An 18,904-nucleotide genomic window follows, 5' to 3' on the forward strand; every position below is an offset into this window, starting at 1 on the left:
TACCGGCTTGGTTTCTACCAACACAGGAGCCTGCTCAACCAGCTTGGTCAGTGAAGAGATACCGGTGGACTCGGGACTATAGGGGATGACCCAAACGTCTGCTTCCTTAGCGCGGGCCTAAAACTCCTCCAGGGCGATGTTCACGCTGCCCATGCTGGAACCCCCCAGGTCTTTAAACACATACTCGCCGCCGGCCATTTCAATCATTTTGGCCGCATAGGAATTCCCGGCAGGCACGTAGACCTTGCCTTTTAAAATGCTTCCCCAGACCACTTTGGGCTTGGGACCCCCGGGCACCTTTTGGGCCACCTCCTCCACTTTGGCCACCACTTGGCGGAAGTAGTCCTCTGCTTCCTTTTCTCTGTTAAAGAAGCTCGCCAAAAACTTTACCCATTCAACCCGGCCCAAGGGATGGGTTTCCAGCCACTCATTGTTAACCGCATAGGTAATCCCTAGCTCTCCCAGCTTTTGGGCAAACTCCGTCCCACCCATGGTACGCGTATAGGTAAAGACCACTTCTGGGGAAAGGGCCCTAATTTTCTCGTAGTCCGGAGCACTAATCTTGCCCACAAAATGCACTCTGCCTTCTTCCATGGCCTTCCTTACCTCTTCAATGTGCCAGTCTCCTTTATCGGAAGTTACCCCTACCATTTTGTCCAGCACCCCTAAGGGCTGCAAAAGGGCAGCCTGGGTGGTGGAATCCAAGATCACCCTCTCCACAGGGGTATAAATGACCGGCAAGCCACTAAAGCCTGCGGGAGGCGTGGCACCCCGGGGTACTAAAAGTAGGGCGCGGCCTTCGCCATCGACAACCTTTTTGCAACCTCCGGGCAAGTTCTCGAGGGAAAAACCTGTAGCATACTGAAGGGCCACTTTCTCCCCGGAGGAGGAAGCCTCCTTTTTAGCACAACCAATTGTAACCAACACCACTAACGCCAAAACAAGAGCCAAAAGCATAGGAAAGTTTTTCCGCATCTTCTAACCTCCTTAAATAACTAAGAACCACGAAAATCCCCTTTGCTTCGGGGGGACCTTCGTGGTCGCCGTTTACCCGCAGCCAAAAATGGCAGGAGAGTTACAGTTGCCGCAGCAAAACTTAATCAGACTTCGTAAGGCACCTCGGAAGGTGAAGCAATCTCTACCTTATCTGCCGCCAGGGACTTTACCTTTTCCACCATCAGGTCAATTAAGTGGGGCAAAGGCTCGTCTATCACGCCCACTACCTCTACGTTGGAGCGGTTGAGGTGCAGGAGTATCTTTTTGGCCGGGCTTTTGGCCACCGCCTCGGCCATGGCCGGGGTGAACTCCCCCAGCATGCTGTGGGCCACGAGCACGGCCACGGTACCTAAAATAACGTCTACCCGGGGGGCGTTCCAAACAATGGCGTTTTCCCCCGTCGCCGCTTCGTCGGCGCCGGCCTTTAGCATGGCCATGGAAGCTATGGAATTGGTCCCTAGAGCTATGATTTCTACATCTTCTTTCGGGATGGCCTTGCGCAGCTTTTCTACAATGACCCGGCCGATACCTCCGCCCTGCCCGTCAATTACCGCTACGCGCATCTTCTATCTGCCTCACAAAAGGCTTCCCCATATCAAGCTTTTCCTGCCCTCGGCATCCAGGCGCTAAAACGCCCGCAACGGCCTGTACCGTACCCACGGAAGTCAGGGGGGTAATATATGCCTTTCCCACGGGTCGGTTTTTTCTAAAGCAAAAGCCCCGGCCTTCCAGAGAGACCGGGGCTTGCCATGCGCCCGCAAAGATGCACAGCTCCACACCGGCACAAACCCCTGTTCCTTGGGAGGCTTAGCGTGCCGCACGCCCGGGCAGGTCTCCTGACTCATGGGTCATCGCCTTGCCTTTCGCCTTCCCAGACCCCAAAGGCCCAGTGGCATGTTGAAAGGCTGCTACCCATTCACAGTGGCCCCACCGTCCAGGATTCTCACCTGGTTCCCTACACCCGGACGCGGGAGTTATGAAATTTTCAACCTTTTTGATGGGTATAATATCATAATTTTTAGCGTTTGTCTAGGGAAAAAAGCCTTTCTGGCAGCGTAGAGGCAGGACGTCGTGATAAAGAGGGCAAAATGGCACATCATTTGCCACCAGCCGTTGCAGCCGGCCATAAAGCTCCTTTCTCTTGCCCGGATCTTTCTCGGCAACAGCCCACCCCCCACCAGCCGGTTCTCCCCCGGGATGCTATAACCGAACCCCGCTTTTTGTTCCTCTGTCCCCGGAAATGGATCCGACGGCCCGGCAGGTTCCAACTATTCAGGCTTAGAAAAATACCGCAGTTATCGACCCCTCTGCTCTCTTCAGGCCTTCCACTGGTCTTTGGCGGCACACCAAATGGCGGTGTACCTTTGCCTCGTCTTCCTCGAGAATGTTACCGTGTAACCTTGTGCCATTTCGCGCAAGGCCTTGCCAGCCATTGGCGCCTGGTATAAACTGAAGAAGTACAGTAATCCAAAAAGGACAGGTGCCCAGGATGGGCGGGTATAGTAAGACGCCCCAGTTTAAAGAATACCTGGCAGGCCACAAAAGGCGAGTCAAGGCGGAAGAAAAATTTCTCGCCGCCCGAAAAAGAGAGGCCTTGGAAAAAGCAAAGCAACTGGCGAAAGAACTACCGCTCCTCTTTCCACTGCGCCGCATTTATCTGTTTGGCTCCCTGGCCAATGGGCATTCTTTATCGCCCGTCCCTTCCAGGTAGATATGATCTTGCTGGAAGAAGCCCCATTATCCTTGAAGAGAAAAATATACAGCCAGGGTATGATCATTTATGAGAAGCGTTAAAGGATTTTTGCAATTCCTGCAGGAAGTAACTAATGAGCTGGAGAAAATCGAACCTTAAACCGCCTCGGCCAAATGGTTCCAGTACTCCAGGGAGTGCTAGGGGTAAAAGTGTCTACCTCATGACAATAAAGCATAACGTTGTCGTCAGGGATAGGACGTCACAAACCCCTTCTTCCCCTTCCGGCACCCGGTAGCGGGCCACCACCAGGTAGCGGCCGGGCTCCCGGGCTTGAAGGATGATGCAGCCGTTCACGTCCGTCATTTCCTGCCACTGCCGGTATCCGCCGGGCCCGTTGCAGGCCACATCCAGGGCCACTCCATCCAGCGGCTCACCGCGGAATTGTACCTGCAGGCCGATTTCGTCACCCACCCGCCATTGTTTCCATACTGCCGGTATTATTTCCAAAGGCATTCCCACCCGCTGGGGAACGCCCTCCGGGTCGTGTCCCACCGGTACGAAAGCCTGTGCGTACTGGTTATACAAAACGGACTGGACCACATCCGGATGTTCCCTGCGGGTACCCTGGTGATACCTGCCTTTTTTATCCAACACGTAGCTGCCGGTGTTTTGAGCAATAACATGGTAAAATCCTTCCGCAGGTGTGGGGAAGCGCAGGAGATAATAATCGGGCCCGCCGTCGGCGATGACCAACTCTTCTTTTTCCCCACCCGGAGCCACCACCAGCGCGGCCATGCCCTCTTTTCGGGCCAGCCCGTCCGCCCGCATGTTGTGCCCCCATTTCACATACACCTCCACGCTGCCGCCTGCGTGGCCGTGGCTGCCGACCATCTCCAGCCACAGTTCGTGGCCGTAGACCATCAGGTCTGTGGTATCGCAAAAGATAATGCTCCTTTTCCCTACCATACCAATTCCCCTCCTTACCCATGTAACTTCAATATGGGTTCGACCTCCCGTAGCACTTGCTTGACCAGCCCCGTTTGCAGCAGGATCGATGCCAGGAAGGTACCCGGCATGAAAACCGCAGCCAGCCGGCAAAAAACGGGGATGATCCGCCGCACCGCGGCAATCATCTTGTCCCGCCAGGATGCATGAATTGTTCCCCGGCTTTGCCCACCCCACTTCTGAGCCTGATCCCGCTGCGGCAAAATTAGCTTGCCCAGCAGCAACCCCACAGCACCAACCACCAGATTTATCCTAAGGTAAATTGCCAGGTATACGGCTCCAACGCGGCACCCCAGGGACATAATAACCGCCGGGCTAAAGAAAAAAATCGTGAAGTATAGCCCGGTGGGAAGGGCAGAAACCAGGTACGAAGCTACCCAGATGCTTCAACCCGCCCCGGCCCATTACCGGCAGTACCCCTAGCTTCACGGAGAAAAAATAGATGAGCACGAGCCCCAGCCAGAAGCCGGGAAGCGAAGCGCCTAAAAGAGCCCCTAGGCGGCTCAAGTGGTCAATGACAGCATGCCGGTTAAGGGCAGAGAAGATCCCCGCCGGCAGGGCAAGACATACCATGAAGGCCAGGGCCGCACAGGCCAGCTCCAGGGTGGCTGGAAAGCGGGAAAGAATTTCTTCCGCCACGGGCCGCCCGGTGCGAAAGGACTTGCCCAGGTCCCCGTGCAACACCCGCCACAGCCAGCGCCCGTACTGCACGTAAAGGGGGTCGTTTAAGCCCAGCTTTTCCCGCAGGGCCTCCACGGCTTCTCTGGTCGGCTCCACCCCGCCGGAGCGCAAGATAAGCTCTGCCGGGTCGCCGGGCGCAAGGTTGATCAGGCCGAAGGTGACGATGGAAACTCCCAGCATCACGGGGATGAGGTAAAGAAGGCGCTTTAACAGGTAACGTCCCAATTAAAAACTCACCCCCGGTTCAAATACAAAAGGCCACGAAAACCCCTTCCCTGCTCCAGCAAGGTAAAGGGCCTTCGTGGCCTCAAAAACGCCCTCAAAGTAGCCTTGCCCCTTTGGGGCAGAACCGTTACTTTTCCCGAAAAACCAGTGGCTCCGACCACCGTGGTGGTTGCATATTTATATTCGCCATACTTCCCCAAATCCCTTCCGTACCCACCGGGCAAGCACATCATGGCGAGCATATTTTATACTTTTAAGGTAAGTTTTCCATACATTGAATTAGCACCGTCTTTTTACCCCGGCGCTTGCCCTCCAAAAGAAGCTGGTCAGAAAAGCTAATAAGCTGTTCCAAATCGCGCCCATCCCTGATCAAAAAGCAACTGGCAATTGCTCCACCCATGCTAATGGAAACAGCAACTTCTAATTCGGGGATAGCATCTAGAGCAGAGCAGAGGGTGGCAAAAATACGGCGGGCAAGGGCATCAAATTCTTCCGGCCGACTGAGGAAAAAGGAGAGCACAAATTCATCACCACCGTACCGCCCCACTAGGTCACCCTTCCTCACCTGGCGCCTCAACAACTCCCCTACCTTCTTCAGGACCATGTCGCCCACCAGATGCCCGTAAGTATCATTGATGGTTTTGAAATTATCCACATCCATCATTAAAATAGCAACGTAGGGACATTTTTCCTTCGCCTCTCCGATCAAATACATGCACCGCTCCATAAAGGACCTGCGGTTTAAAACGCCCGTAAGAGGATCGTAGCTGGCGAGCCATTCCAAACGCTCCCGGGCCTGGTGAAGGAGCCTATTTTTTTCCTCCAGTTCTTTTACCTTCTGCTCCAGTTCGGACAAAGCTTCGCGCACTCGCAAAGCCATCTTACCAAATGAAGAGGCAATCTCAGCCAACTCCCGCACCCGGTAAGCGCCCTTTGAAAACCAATCCTCGCCCTTTGCTGGGTCAAAGCTGGACAAGCGCTCGGCCAGGTTCTTCAAGGGATACACTATCTGCGCTGCGGCGAGGGGGTAAAGAACGGTTGACAGCAATGCTACCAGGATAAGCGCACCGCCTAAAGGAACGCATAACTGCTGCAAAGGTTCCTTCGCAATCCCTCCTGCCGAGGCACGGACCTTTACCCTGAGATTGGTTTCCGGTACCGGCGCGCTAACCTCAATGTTTTCCCTTAAACCAAAGGCTTTAAGAAATAACGTGTCCCCGGTGGAAGTCTTTTCTTTTTCCCCCGCCAAATAAAGAGTGGTACCATAACTATCTTCCAAGCAAATGACCGGCATTTCCCTGAGCTTTAGTTTGGGCTGGTAGCCAAATCCAAAAAGATGCTTGGGTGCAAAAATTTGCGCCGGCTCAGGTTCCACAGGAACCAACGGCACAAGCTGAGCCAGGTCTACTTTCCTTGTCAGCCCGTTTTTGGTAGCTATAATTTCGTTTCCCTGGATAAAGAAGAAAAATCCATCTTCTCCTAGAGCATCCTTCAGGGAAAGAGAAATGATCTGGCTCTCGGCAAAAGCCACCTGGGTCAGGTACCTGTTTGCCCAGGTAACGGTTTGCATGGCCAGGTACTTGGCCGTAGCATAAATAACCAGGAGAGCGGGAACTAACGCAAGGGCAAAAAACCACAAGGTAAATATTTCAATTATACTGCGCCTTCTCTTGCCCCCTGGCATCTAATCTTTTCCTCCCCCATACAAGACAGGAAAGCCTGCGCTTTTTGAAACAGGAAGGGATCCAGCTTTTTGCCTTTAATTTCCGCCATTACCTTAAGGGCTTCTCCTAAACTCAGCGGAGAGCGGTAGGGCCGGGGAGAGGTCAGGGCGTCAAACACATCGGCCAGGGCTAAAACCCTCGCCTCCAGGGGAACACCGTTACCTTCCAGCCCCTCGGGATAGCCTGAGCCATCCCAGGACTCGTGATGCGCTTTAATTGCCACCAGAATATTCTCCAGGCCTTGCATTCCGCGGCACCTGCTTTCTACCAATTTAAGGCTCCACAGGGGGTGTTGCCTTATCACTTTCCACTCGCTTTCCAGCAAAGGGCCAGGTTTTTCTAAAATATGACGTGGCACCAGCAGCTTACCCACGTCATGCAAGGCACCGGCCCAGAAAAGGAGCCGGGGCTTACCGAGACCAAGGAAGCAACTCAATTGCAAGGCGTACTTTGCCGTGCGCACGCTGTGCTCCAGTAGCTCCGGGAAAGCGGAAAGTTCAGGAAAATAACGCTTCAGGAAAGAGCAAATTGAGGACAAAAAAGGAGCTTTGCCGGCTAAAAGAATGCTCATCATAACACCCCCCAAATAAAGTTAAGGCCACGAAGGCTCCTCTCACAGAGGCTAGAGAACCAGCCTTCGTGGCCTTTTGGGGTTCCCGGTTGCAACCTCTTTCCTTCAGGTGGCACGGGGGTATACGGCAGGCACAATGTCAATACCGCCTTTCATCTTTCCCCTGCACGGTGGAAGCTACCCCCCGTTTCCTTGCTAAAGCCTTCCCCAAAAAGTACACAGCTCCGAAAACCAAAAGCGTGCCAATTATGCCGGCAATGGAAGTGGCCAGGCCTTCGTGGGGAATCCCCGGGAATTGGTAGTCGGGCATAAAGACTTGTATCAGTTCCTTGCCCTCAGCCAAGTCTAAAAACCCCTTGTCTTCGGCTACACGTTCCAGCCCATCGGGGTAAGGAGAAGCAAAGGGAGAGAGAAACGCCGCCACGACCAGGGCAATCAAAAGTCCCCAGAGCAAATTTTTCTTCATTTCCTCTCACCTACCGTAAGGCTTTTCTGCCCGGGCTGCTCTAGGTCCCAGACCCGGGAGACGAAGGCAACCGCCACCGTCGTAATTACTCCTTCGCCAATGCCAATGAGGGCGTGCCAGCCCATCATAGCCGGCACAACTACACCCAAGGGCACCGTGCCGGAAAGAGCAAGCTCCAGGCTGCAAGCCAGCGCCGCAGCCATCACCGAAAGCCAGGAGGCCAGGAAAACAGCCACTCCACGCCCGGTACTCCCCCTGGAAAGACCGGCAAATAAGCGGTAGGTACCGTAAGCCACCCACGGCGCAATAACGGCCATGTTCAGCACGTTGGCCCCCAGTGCAGTGAGGCCTCCGTCGTAAAAGAAGAGCATCTGTATGACCAACACTGCGGTCATGATAAGCATGGCACTCCAGGGCCCCAGTAGCACAGCTGCCAGAGCAGCCCCCAGGAGATGGCCTGAAGTGCCTCCGGCCACGGGAAAGTTGACCATTTGGGCAGCAAAGATGAAGGCACCCATGACACCCAATAGCGGCACCTGGCGTTCCTCCAGGGCCTTCCTGGTTTGGGCCAACGCTCCGGCCAGCGCCCCGGCGCTTACCGCACTGGCACCAGCCCAGACCTTAGGGTCTAAAAAGCCGTCGGGGATATGCATCAAAAACCGCCTCCTTTTGGAATTTGTGTGAGGCCGAGGAAATTAAAAGTGACCACCTCGGCCCGTACACGTGGAGACCTCCGTGGTCACCGCTATCCATCAAAACTCACAAAACCTATAGGGTTTGAGCATCAATAGAGCAAGCGAGCGGAAGCCCGCTGCGTGCCTCCTTGGCACCCTTCTCCACAGTTTACATCTTCATCTTCTTAATCAATGTAACACATTCTACAAGCCGCTCCAAAATCCTGCCAACATCAGAGGATTTTTTCGCAAGGTTGGCGCACTCAAATTGCTTTTGCCGCACAGACCTGGCACAGCAACCCGTCCTCCCCCAGTACGCTTTTCTCCACCGCTACCACCTCGCCACAGGAACAGCACCTGGCATACCTGCGGCGACTTACCACCCAGGGAGAACGCAGCAACACTCTGGAGATGGAAAACAGCTTCTCTTCGGGAAGGTCCAAAATTTCCTGCACGGCCCTGTCTACGGCCCGCTGGTATTTCTCCACCTCTGCTCCACCGGCTTCCCCGGCCACTATCCTCTCCTCAATCTCACCCACATGGCCGAGGTCTACAGCGGTGCTTATCAGGGCCACCCGCAGCACTTCCTGGGGTTCAAAGCCCGCAGCCAAACGACCGAAATAGTATACGTGCTTGCCCAGGTCATATGCAAAAAAATTCTGGTTGCCAATGGTACACCCCGTCACATACTGAAGGGCGTCTATGGCGGAGGTCATGTTTTCCGCCAGCACGAAGAACTTATGCGCGCTTTCCCTGGTAAGGCTTAGCTCACGCTGGGCAACCAGTGCGGCACGGTAACCTACGGCCAACTCGGGGCAGAGGTGCCCGTGGTAATAGGCCACATTTAACAGCGGCAGCGGCACGACCAACTTGCTCGCCCCACGAGGTAGCGAAAAGGTCACCTGCCCGGCACAATCCGGCAAAGAAGCGCCTTTGCCGGAACCCCCCGCCGAATCGTCAATTTTCACCCGGTACCTCAAAACCCACCTGCTCCTGCAAAAGGGGGAATCCTCATTATCGCGCACCAGGCTCAGACAGAAAACGCCCCCGCTGGTCAGCAGCAGGTAATGCAGGTGTCCTCCGGCACCTTTGGATACCAAAAGCGGCTTTAGGACCTCATAATGGTTGCCGCGCCAGCGAAACCCCAGCGGGGTTTGCTGGGAGTTATCAAATTGCACCGGCACCTCTTCCTGAATAATTGAAATGGCCTCTTGTTGGATTTTAGATAAAATATCCCGGAGGTCAATCATGAGATGCCCTCCTTAAAACCCATTCTGCCCTCAAAACGCAGCGCATAGCGGCCCTCTCAACGGCTCCCCAGAGGGCGTATTAGAAGTATAAAAAGAGGGCGTATTAGAAGTATAAAAAATTGTGGATCCTCCGGCAGGGTATCCTCCGAGTTTGGAGGGGCGGGGAAGGGTCTTGAAAAAGGGCGGGGAGATACCTGCCGGAGGAACATGCCATATGCGAAGCCTGCCTAGACACTGCCTTTTTCTTCGTGGGAAGCCTCTACCTTACCCCCTACTTCTTCACCAGGTCCAGCTTAAAACTAGCGGGCTTACCCCCGGCTGGGCGTAGTCAGGGAGTTCGCTGCCAGGGACTTTACCTTTTCCACCATCAGGTCAATTAAGTGGGGTAAAGGCTCGGGTATCACGCCCACTATCTCCACGTTGGAGCGATTGAGGTGCAGGAGTATCTTTTTAGCCGGGCTTTTGGCCACTGCTTCGGCCATGGCCGGGGTGAACTCCCCCAGCATGCTGTGGGCCACGAGCACGGCCACGGTACCTAAAATAACGTCCACCCGGGGGGCGTTGTAAATAATGGCGTTTTCCCCCGTCGCCGCTTCGTTGGCCCCGGCCTTTAGCATGTTCATGGCCGCCACCGCATTGGTCCCCAGGGCGATGATTTCCACGTCTTCTTTGGGAAGGGCCCTGCGCAGCTTTTCCACAATGACCCGGCCAATACCCCCGCCCTGCCCGTCAATTACCGCTATGCGCATCTTCTCCCTGCCTTACAAAAGGCTATACCTATAAAAGGAAGGCATGCCGGGCTTTCCTTATTTTCCCGCATGCCACTAGCGAAAATTCACCAAAAAGAAGCCATGCCAAGGTTTGGAGGGGAAAACAAAAAACCATGAAAGCCGCCTCCTCCCTGGAGGGGAATGGCACCTTCATGGTTACCGTTCGCTCTTAACCGGGCAAATTTTTGGTGAACTACTTCTAAGCCCTTGAAAGCGGGGGCTTCAGCCACCCTACTAATTCATTTTAGCATGGAACCCAAAATACGCAAGCCCCTTTTTAGCTTAGCGGCGACTAAAATTTCTCCCCCGCAGCAACCTCCCGCCCCACCGCAAGGCCACGGTCACACCGGCGAGGACCAGCGCGCCTGTTACGGCCAGCAAAACCAAAGGCGGATTCCCCCTTGTCCTGGCCACCAGCAAAACGGCCTCGCCGGCGCTAGCCCCTGCGTCCTGCCTTCTTCCCGCCACCACCACGTCCAATCCCTTTGCCAAGAGGGCATAGCCGCAGCTGCCGGCACCGCCGAGGTCACAGGCCTTTTCCCAGAGCAGGTCACCACCTTCATTTACTTCGGCCAGCCATAGGTTATAGTAACCCCCCTGGCCTTCCCTCTTGCCCGCCAGGACGCAGCCCCGGCTGGAGGCGAAAACCCCGTAAGCCGCGCCCGGCCGGTCCCCGTATGTCCTCTCCCAGAGCAAGTTTCCCTGCGCGTCCACCTTAAGCAGGCAGGGTGCGAGGTAAGCTCCCTTTTCCCCGGTTACCTCCTTCTCTGCAGCCACCAGGTAGCCGTCCGGCGCTTCGGCCAGAGACCAGCCATATTCGGCACCCCCGCCGCCATATGCCCTTTGCCAGCGGAGCTGGCCGTGTTCGTCCGTGCAGAGGAGGTAGACGTCGGTAGAGCCCGCGCCAAAGGATGCCGTGTTCCCGGCCACCAAGTAGCCGCCGGGAATTTCCAGCAGGGCGTAGCCGACATCAGAGGCCCAGCCGCCGTATGTTTTCTCCCAAAGCTTCTCTCCCTGCGGCCCCAGCCTGAGAAGGTAAACATCGTACTGCCCGGCACCGTAGGACTCCGTACCGCCCGCCAGGATAAAGCCTCCATCCGTTGTCTGCTCTACGTTCCAGGCGTAATCACAGTGAGGGCCGCCAAAAGTCTTTTCCCACAGCACCTGGCCCTTTTCATCCGTTCTGACGACGTAAACATCGTGGTCGTAACCGTGGGGCGATTTGGTGTCCCCCACCACAATAAAGCCGCCCCCTTGCACCTCCCGCACACAGTAACCGCAGCTGTAGCCGTGGCCGTAATACTCCCGCTGCCACAAAAGGCGTCCTTGAGCGTCGCACTTGGACAGGAAAACGGCACTGCCTTCCGCGGCCTCAACCCAGCCCGTTACCGCATAGCCGCCGTCTGCGGTGCCCGTCACAAAGCGTGCCTCCCCCCGTCCTAAAGGAGTTAGCGAGGTAAGCTTGCCTCCTTCCTCGCTTGCCTGTGAAAAAGATGGAGCGAGCAGCAAGCAGGCTCCGAGGATAATTGCCGGGAGCAGGCGTTCAAGCACAGGGCATCTCCCCCTCACAAACCTTCCACGTACTCCACCACCATCTTCCGGTGGAAGTACTCGAGGATTTTTTTGGTCTGCTGGCCCAAAGCAGCGCAAAAAAGGAGGTTGCCCAAGGCCCGCAGGGAATCGAAGCCAAAGCCGGCCAGCCAGGTGAGAAAATACGTCTTTAAGGTCAGGGGACGCACAAAGACGCTCCAGTGCCAGAGGTCCATAAGGGCCCCGTAGAGGTAGCCCCAGCAAAAGCAGGCCACGGTAAGGAGCCCGTTTCCGGCCCGGGGAAAGAGCACCTTTAAAAGACCCCCCGATGCCCCCACCAGCCCCCAGGAGAGCATCTGCCATGGCGTCCAGGGACCCTGGCCCATGAAAAAGTTGGAAACCAGCGGGGTGGCCGCCCCCACAAAGAAGCCCGCCCGCGCCCCAAAGACGAAGCCCGTAATTTCCACCAGAAACATGGTGGGCTGCAAAAAGAGCAGGCCCACCCCCGTTACCGCCCGCCCGGCGGCGCAAAAAGCGGCCAGCACGGCCAGCAGCGAGAGTTGCTTGGACGTCATGCTTCCTCTTCGCCCCCAGCCCACCATTAAAAGGCAAACGGCTAAAAAGCCTAGGAGCGTAGACCATAAGCCCCATGAGACGGCCATAAGGTCCTTCTCTCCCCTTCTGGAACTCCCTCTCTAACGCTCCCACTCCCTATAACAGAACCTAATTTTTCCACCGCTTCGGCCACGGTGAGCACCCCCTCGCAAAAGCCCCGGCAAAGCCTGGCCATCTGGGGGGAATAAAAGAGGGAATTTCCCAAAAGGGCGTGCTTTTCCCCCTCGGCTACAATCTCTCCCCCGTGCATGATGACCACCTGCCGGGCATACTCGGCGGCAAATTCCACATCGTGGGTGACCACCACCACCGTGCAGCCCTTTTCCGCCTCTTCCCGGAGAAGCCTCCCCAGTTCTGCCTTCAGCCGGTAGTCAATCCCCCGCGTGGGCTCGTCGAGGACGATCAGCTGCGGCCTGGCCACCAGCACGGAAGCCAAGGCCACCCTTTGCCTTTCCCCGCTGCTCAGCTCGCGGGGGTTGGCGTTACGGTACTTTAAAAGGCCCAACCTCTCTAGCAGCTCGTCTACCAGGGTCCGCTCATTAAGGCCCAGGTTTCTTATGGTAAAGAGCAGTTCTCCTTCCACAGTATCCTGAAAGAGGTAATCATTGGGGTTTTGGGAAAGGTAGGCCACCCTCCCCCTTATTTCCTTGAAGCCTCCCCGCCCCACGTCCTTCCCCAGGGCCCAAACTTTACCCCTATCCGGGCGGAGGAGGCCCACCATTTGCTTTACCAGGGTGGTCTTGCCGGCCCCGTTGGCGCCCAAAATAACTGCAAACTCGCCTTTTTGTAGGTTGAGGCTAACGCCCTTTAAGGCCTCGTTCCCTTGAGGGTAGGTGTACCAGACACCCTGCATCTCCACCGCAGCAGGGTTACCACCCCTCACCGGGCTGTTTTTTGTCGGGGCAGGGGTTGGTCTCCCGGCAGGGCCACCCTCAGGACGGAGCCTGCCTAGCAGGATCTGGCGGCCTTCCTTAACAGTAATTGGTACCGGCGAAACCCCCAGCCGCGTAAAAAACCTGGCCACAGGCGGAAGGAGCAGGGGATCGGCCCCCGCTATCTCCTGCGCTACCTCCGCCGGTCTGCCTTCACACACAACCTCTCCCCTTGCCAGGAGGATCACCCTGTCGGCCAGGTGAAGGCACCTCTCCAGGCGCTGCTCGGCAAGCACCACCGTCAAGCCCGTTTCCTCGTTCAGGCGCCGCACCAGCTGGAGGATTTCCTCCGCCGAGGCGGGATCCAGCTGGGAAGTAGGCTCATCCAGTACCAGCACGCGGGGCTGCATGGCCAGCACGGAGGCCAGGGCGAGCTTTTGCTTCTGGCCCCCGGAGAGGTGGGCGATAAAAGAGCCTTTTACGGGTTCCAGGCCCATAAAGGCAAGCACTTCGGCCACCCGCCGCCTCATTTCCGGCAGAGGAAGCCCCAGGTTTTCCAGGCCAAAGGCCACTTCCGCCTCTACCTGGGTTTTCACCAGCTGCCTTTCCGGGTCCTGAAAGACCATCCCCACTTCCCGGGCCACCTGGCGGCGGTCCAGGGTGCGCATTTCGCGGCCTTTAAACAGGACCCGCCCGCCCATCTTTCCCCCGTAAAAGTCGGGGATCAATCCTGCCAAAACCCTGGCCAGGGTGGATTTACCCGAGCCGGAAGCGCCCACCAGGAGCAAAAATTCCCCCTCGCGTATTTCCAGACTGATGTTCCTCAAGGCTGCTTCGGCAGAGGCGGGATAGTAATAAGTCAAATTTTCGACCTTAAAAAGGGCCAACGCTTCCACCCCTTGCTTAAAAGAAGAGGCAGGGAGAGTCCCAGGCAAACCAGCAGCAAGATACCTACAGTGGCCGCGTCTTTAATTAACACATCCGCCTCCGGGTAAAACTCGTAGCGCCCATACCCGTGGAACCATCCCCAGAGGGCCAAAGAAAAAGCCCCCAGGCTGCCGGCAAGGCAGATTGTATCCCGCGGGCGCCAGAGGTGGTGCCTGTAGAGGGTGCGCTTCCCGCTGCCAAAGGCCCTGGCCTGCATGGATTCGGCAATGCCCATGGCGTCCTCCAGGGAAGAGAGGAGAAGGACCCCGTAGAGGGAGGAATATTTTTGCACCCTTTCCCAAAGGGTTCCCTGATTAAAATCCACCCCCCTTAGCTCCTGAACCTCCTTTATGCGCAGCAAGTTACGCACCACCACCGGAAAAAACCGCGTGGCCAAAACCACCGCTAAAACGGAATAATAAGCAAACCCGGCCAGAAGGGAAAGGAGCTTATCCGGGCTCACCACCAGGTTGTACAGGCAAAATAGGCTCAAGAGGACCAAAAAGCGGAGGCCGGAGGTGGCCCCGTAGTACAACGCTTCAAGGGAAACCTGGAGTTTTCCCCAAAGGGGCACCGCAGGGCCGCTCCAGATCACGGTACTGCCCGCCCTGATGACCAGGGAGTTAACAACCATGATTAAAACCACCAGCAAAAGTCCGCCCTTTAAAAATCCCTCCCACGCCTCCCTGCCCTCCGCCTCCAGGTTCAAGAGGGCCAGGAGAAAAAAGAGGGCCAAAAGGTAAAGGGGATTTTCGTAGAGGAGGCAGAGCAAAAGAAAGACCAGGAGGTAAGCCAGCATCGCTGCCGGATGAAGGCTTTGCAAAAAAAGTCCCTTTTCCCGGTAAAAGAGCTTTTCCCACATTACCTTCCCCACCCCGCTAGCGCCCGCGCGCTAAATCCTCCCAGCGGGGAACCGGCTTGTCCATGCTGGTGCTGTACCACCAGATTACCCTGTCCCCTGCCTTTACCGGGTGCTTGCTGGCCATGTGCATGGGCACCTCGCCGTTAACAGCGTACATCCAGCCGGACATCTGGTAGTTGGCCTGGCCGGCAATGGATTCTACAAAATCGGGCCAGGTGGGCTTGGTGGTGTAAGGAAGGCCCGTGGCCTCCAGGGCGCCTAGGGCGGTCAATCCCCAGCGGCTCTCCCTCCTCACCCTTACTTGGGACGGTGGGAAGAGAAGCTCGCCGTTCTTGCCCACCACGGCTACCCAAACCGGAATGCCCTCATCCTGCAGGGTTGTTTGCTGCGGAGCAGCAGCTTCCCGAGAACCCCCTTCCGAGGCGCCACCCGTCTTTGGCGTAGCCTGTTTTCCACCGGCGCCTGCTGCCGCTCCGGCATCTTTGGCCGCTGGCTCCTGGATGGCGGGAGCGCTTCCGGATGCATCTCCCTCAGGCAGCGTCTCCTTAGGCGAAAGCCCACCGCCAAGCTGTCCCTTCTCCGCTACAGTTACCGAGCCGGCTACACCCTGGTGCCTTGAGGAATAAACCTTTTTTGTGTAAAAGGCGGGGCCCAGAATGCCGCCCAGGACGATGAGTAAAACCGCTAAGTAAAGGAGCCTCCTTTGCAAACGAACACCCCCCACAATCTTTATAGGCGGGCAAAAAGCGGGGAGGGTGAGGGACAGGCTTAGTGCCTATCCCTCAAGGCTATCCCCAAAGCGCTTTAACAGCGCCATGGCTTCCGCACGGGTGGCTTTGTCCTGAGGGGCCAAGAGGTTTTGCGGCTTTCCGCTGAGCAGGCCTCTTTTCACGGCAGCCGCCACGGCTTTTCTGGCCCAGGTAGAAACATTTTCGCCGTCGCTATAGCGAGCTAAAAGGGCGTCCACTTCTTTTTCCTCCACCTTGGCGAGCCCTTTTTGCTCAAGTACCCTTAAAAGCACAACCGCTATCTCCTCCCGGGTGATCTCCCGCTCGGGCGCAAAGGTCTTTTCGCCCGTGCCCTTGACTAGGCCCGCCTTAAAGGCAGCCGCTACGGCCCCGTAGGCCCAGTGATCCGGCGGCAGGTCGGCAAACGCCGGTACCGCCGACTGCTCCTCTTCCAGGCCCAGCAGGCGTACTAGGAAAGTCGCAAACTGCGCCCTGGTCAAAGGCTGGTCAGGGGCAAAGCTGTCCCCGCTTACGCCGCGGGCTATGAGCTTTTTAGCCATAACCTCTATGTCACTCTTCGCCCAGTGGGAAGAAATATCGGCAAAGGCCTGGCGGTAGTCAAGGATGGCGTAAACCCCGCTGCGGGCGGTGCGGAAGGAAATGCTTCTCCCCTCGGGGTTGATGTTGCCGCCCACGTACTCCCACGAGCCGCCCTTTTTCTGGCGGTATACGGCGAGGTCTTTTGCGTTTACCTTTGTGGCGTCTATGCCTTCAAGGGAGACAGTAACGGTGATTTCTTCTGCAAAGTCCGTCCCGGGCCTTTCTTTAGCCCCCTCCGGGGTGAGCGCCGTCAGCTCCAATTCCATAAGCTTGCACGCCACAACCCTCGTGCCTTCCGGAAGGCTTATGTGCTCCGGGCCGACCTTGCCCGCCGCGACGGACAGCCAGGCCACATTGTCCGTTGCTTTCAGGAGGGCTTCCGTGGCCCCGGCAGGAAGCGTAAAAGTGATTTCGCTACCCGCGAGCTCAAAGGCAAACCCGCCGCTCACCAGGGCCCTGGCGGCCTCTGCCGGAAGTAGGGCGGCAAAATTCTTTCCCGCTACTTCCCGGGGCAGCTGCGCTATTAGGGTTTTCGCCGAGAGGTTCTCGGCACTGCTAACGCCCTTGGCCTGGAGCACTTCGCCCAGCTCCGCCGCCTTTGCCATTAGTTCCACCTGGGAGGTAACGCCGCGCGCCTCCAGCCTTACCTCCGCCTCTTCACCCCGCAAGCGCACCTCGGCAACTTCATCGGGCAGCTTGTTTAAAAACGGCACCAGGGCCTCGATAAGCGCGGCTGCCCTGGCCCTCAGTTCGGCGGTGAAGTCGGCGTCCTTTAATTTCGCCACCTGCTCGAGAACACCCAGGGCCTTGCCCAGGTCGCCCTTGCCTGCCTTGAAGCCGGCCAGCGCTTCCTCCAGGCTCTTTTGCGCCTCGCTCAGAGGAGAGCTGGTTTCAGAGGCCTGCTTCACCAGGTCCTCCCACTTGGGCGGCTCCTGGTCCATGGTCTTGCTGTAGTACCAGATGACTTTGTCTTTCTCCTTGACTCTATACTTGTCCGCCCCCACCATGGGCACCTGGTTGTTTACCGTGTACATCCAGCCCGCCGTGCCCTTGCTGGCCAGCCCTTCAATGGAGTCCACAAAAGGCCCCCAAGCAGTTTCTTTGATCGTATAGGAAACGCCAGAGGCATCCAGGGCCCCCAGTGCGGTGAGGCCCCACTTGTTGACCGCCGTCACCGTGACGTAAGAGGGGCCATACATCAACTCGCCGCCTGCGCCCACTATCGCCAGGCCCACGGTCACTCCTGTAGAGGTGCCGCCGGTAGAAGATGCCTGCACGTTTAACCGAGAGATGGCCACAAGACCGTTGTACACTGCTTTAATTACCGTGCTTCCAGCACCATTGGCCGTGACCAGACCCTTCTGCGCGCTGTCATCGACGCTGGCTATACCGGCGTCGTCTACCGACCATGCGGCATATGCTGTTACCTCGGCTGCGCCGTAAGCGTCCTCCCAAACAGCTTTTAGTTGGGCCTTTTTACCCGGTTGTAGGGTCAAGATTGAAGGAGCCAGATAAAACTTTACTTCCAAAACATTACATGCCGCCAGCAACCAGGTTGCATCCATGGCGTTGCCCGCGCCACCAAGGGTGCCGTCGGGGTTAACGGCATTGTTCAATAGATAAGAAACAGCATTATTCCAAGGACCCCCGGAGTCCTGGCCTAGAACTTTCAGTGTTAAAATTGCTTCCGCCGTATCAATAAGCGGATCGTCCCACCCGGCTATAAAGCTACCGTCTGCCTGTTGCTGGGTCACTAACCAATTAAGCCCGGCACTAAGAGCTTCCTGGATCTGTTCGTCACTCCCACCCGGGTCCAGATAATATAGCACCCTAATTGCCTGGGCCGTGGCCATGAAATCGGGGTAATACTGGCCTTCCCACTCATAACCCCAGCTGCCGTAAACCTTGTTTTGTGTTGATAAAACATAATCCTTGGCCTTGGCAGCATCTATTTTGCAAAGAGAACCTGCCCTGCCCAAAAGGTCGTAGGCAGCCAGGTTGCTAAATATGCTAAAGGGGCCGCTGTCAAACCCTTGTTCGTTTTGTCTACTCTTTAGTATGTTAAGCAATTGGCTAGCTAAATCCTGTTTACCCATTGCCCGGGCTGCTAACAAATCCTGGGCCAAAAGTTTGGCTTTAGTTTTGTCTGCACTGACAAGATCTTTATCTATGAGCCCGTAAACGGCATCCACAAGGCTTTGGTCGTTATAAACCCAGCCGCTTACATCGACCTCGGCTTGGCAAAGCACATAGTAAGCGTACGCGCCCACCCCGGCATCGGCGTTTTTGGCTCCTTTAGTGAGGTACTCGTTGTAAAGGAACTGTACGGCATGATCGGCGGGAGAAGCATTAAAAGATGCAGCCCCGGCCTCCCCTGCTGGCAACAGCAGGGCAAAGGCCAGGCCCACCAGGACCAAAATACTGAGTCCCTTGCGTATTGCTTTTTTCGCACCCATCCTTATTTCTCCCCTTTCAACGTGGCCAAATTTACAAAAGCCCCGCCAGAATGCCCCCGATTTTTAATCGGGGGATGAATGGCGGCTTGGTTTTTTCTCCGCTCGCGCTATATAATTTAAGCATGCCGGAGGAGATGTTGAATGCAGACGGTAACCCTCAAGATGAAGCTCCTGCCTCCCAACAAGGGCAAGCTGGAGAAGATGACCCGCATGCTGGACACCTACCGCCGGGCGTGCTCCTGGTTCCTGGAGCAGGCCG

17 protein-coding genes and 1 riboswitch are annotated in these 18,904 nt (G+C 56.5%); all 17 genes read right to left on the minus strand.

Features of this window, described 5'->3' with window-relative positions; all coding sequences use genetic code 11:
* Positions 1 to 117: 117 nt before the first annotated feature.
* Positions 118 to 741, minus strand: coding sequence for an ABC transporter substrate-binding protein (locus G454_RS18520; RefSeq protein ID WP_169719339.1), 624 nt, complete (start codon positions 739 to 741; stop codon positions 118 to 120).
* Between the two features lie 359 nt (positions 742 to 1,100).
* Entirely contained in the window at positions 1,101 to 1,559 is a 459-nt protein-coding gene (locus tag G454_RS18525; RefSeq protein WP_051276156.1) for a DUF3842 family protein, read from the minus strand.
* A gap of 246 nt (positions 1,560 to 1,805) precedes the next feature.
* A riboswitch (cobalamin riboswitch) is annotated at positions 1,806 to 1,976 on the minus strand.
* A 926-nt stretch (positions 1,977 to 2,902) separates the two neighbouring features.
* Complete coding sequence (locus G454_RS0109485; protein WP_027718439.1) at positions 2,903 to 3,655, minus strand: DUF4198 domain-containing protein; 753 nt, start codon at positions 3,653 to 3,655, stop codon at positions 2,903 to 2,905.
* A 14-nt stretch (positions 3,656 to 3,669) separates the two neighbouring features.
* Entirely contained in the window at positions 3,670 to 3,924 is a 255-nt protein-coding gene (locus G454_RS18535; protein WP_035107551.1) for a hypothetical protein, read from the minus strand.
* Between the two features lie 85 nt (positions 3,925 to 4,009).
* The gene (locus G454_RS18540) at positions 4,010 to 4,600 is read right to left on the minus strand and encodes an ABC transporter permease (RefSeq protein ID WP_211230027.1); all 591 of its coding nucleotides are present in this window, start codon (positions 4,598 to 4,600) and stop codon (positions 4,010 to 4,012) included.
* A gap of 253 nt (positions 4,601 to 4,853) precedes the next feature.
* Positions 4,854 to 6,239: a GGDEF domain-containing protein gene (locus G454_RS20395; protein WP_169719340.1), complete on the minus strand. Its 1,386-nt coding sequence runs from the start codon at positions 6,237 to 6,239 to the stop codon at positions 4,854 to 4,856.
* 14 nt (positions 6,240 to 6,253) lie between these two features.
* On the minus strand, positions 6,254 to 6,895 hold the full coding sequence (locus G454_RS18550; protein ID WP_051276158.1) for an HD-GYP domain-containing protein: 642 nt from the start codon (positions 6,893 to 6,895) through the stop codon (positions 6,254 to 6,256).
* 139 nt (positions 6,896 to 7,034) lie between these two features.
* Entirely contained in the window at positions 7,035 to 7,361 is a 327-nt protein-coding gene (locus G454_RS0109505; RefSeq protein ID WP_027718441.1) for a PDGLE domain-containing protein, read from the minus strand.
* Positions 7,358 to 8,014, minus strand: a complete 657-nt coding sequence (locus tag G454_RS0109510) for an energy-coupling factor ABC transporter permease (protein ID WP_027718442.1) — start codon at positions 8,012 to 8,014, stop codon at positions 7,358 to 7,360. Before G454_RS0109510 ends, G454_RS0109505 begins: the two co-directional genes overlap by 4 nt.
* Positions 8,015 to 8,298: 284 nt before the next feature.
* Positions 8,299 to 9,285, minus strand: a complete 987-nt coding sequence (locus tag G454_RS20400; protein ID WP_051276159.1) for an FmdE family protein — start codon at positions 9,283 to 9,285, stop codon at positions 8,299 to 8,301.
* 308 nt (positions 9,286 to 9,593) lie between these two features.
* Positions 9,594 to 10,034, minus strand: a complete 441-nt coding sequence (locus tag G454_RS0109520) for a DUF3842 family protein (protein ID WP_027718443.1) — start codon at positions 10,032 to 10,034, stop codon at positions 9,594 to 9,596.
* 303 nt (positions 10,035 to 10,337) lie between these two features.
* On the minus strand, positions 10,338 to 11,474 hold the full coding sequence (locus G454_RS0109525; RefSeq protein WP_027718444.1) for a hypothetical protein: 1,137 nt from the start codon (positions 11,472 to 11,474) through the stop codon (positions 10,338 to 10,340).
* A gap of 146 nt (positions 11,475 to 11,620) precedes the next feature.
* The gene (locus G454_RS18560; RefSeq protein ID WP_051276160.1) at positions 11,621 to 12,160 is read right to left on the minus strand and encodes an ECF transporter S component; all 540 of its coding nucleotides are present in this window, start codon (positions 12,158 to 12,160) and stop codon (positions 11,621 to 11,623) included.
* A 50-nt stretch (positions 12,161 to 12,210) separates the two neighbouring features.
* Positions 12,211 to 13,959, minus strand: a complete 1,749-nt coding sequence (locus G454_RS18565) for an ABC transporter ATP-binding protein (protein WP_051276163.1) — start codon at positions 13,957 to 13,959, stop codon at positions 12,211 to 12,213.
* Positions 13,932 to 14,861: an energy-coupling factor transporter transmembrane component T gene (locus tag G454_RS0109540; protein WP_027718445.1), complete on the minus strand. Its 930-nt coding sequence runs from the start codon at positions 14,859 to 14,861 to the stop codon at positions 13,932 to 13,934. The genes G454_RS18565 and G454_RS0109540 overlap by 28 nt, the downstream gene beginning before the upstream one ends.
* Positions 14,862 to 14,877: 16 nt before the next feature.
* The gene (locus G454_RS0109545) at positions 14,878 to 15,570 is read right to left on the minus strand and encodes a DUF4430 domain-containing protein (RefSeq protein ID WP_027718446.1); all 693 of its coding nucleotides are present in this window, start codon (positions 15,568 to 15,570) and stop codon (positions 14,878 to 14,880) included.
* A gap of 66 nt (positions 15,571 to 15,636) precedes the next feature.
* The gene (locus G454_RS0109550; protein WP_027718447.1) at positions 15,637 to 18,645 is read right to left on the minus strand and encodes an S-layer homology domain-containing protein; all 3,009 of its coding nucleotides are present in this window, start codon (positions 18,643 to 18,645) and stop codon (positions 15,637 to 15,639) included.
* Positions 18,646 to 18,904 lie beyond the last annotated feature (259 nt).

The sequence above is a fragment of the Desulfovirgula thermocuniculi DSM 16036 genome, assembly GCF_000429345.1.
In the GTDB taxonomy this organism is placed as follows: Bacteria; Bacillota; Desulfotomaculia; order Desulfotomaculales; family Desulfovirgulaceae; genus Desulfovirgula; species Desulfovirgula thermocuniculi.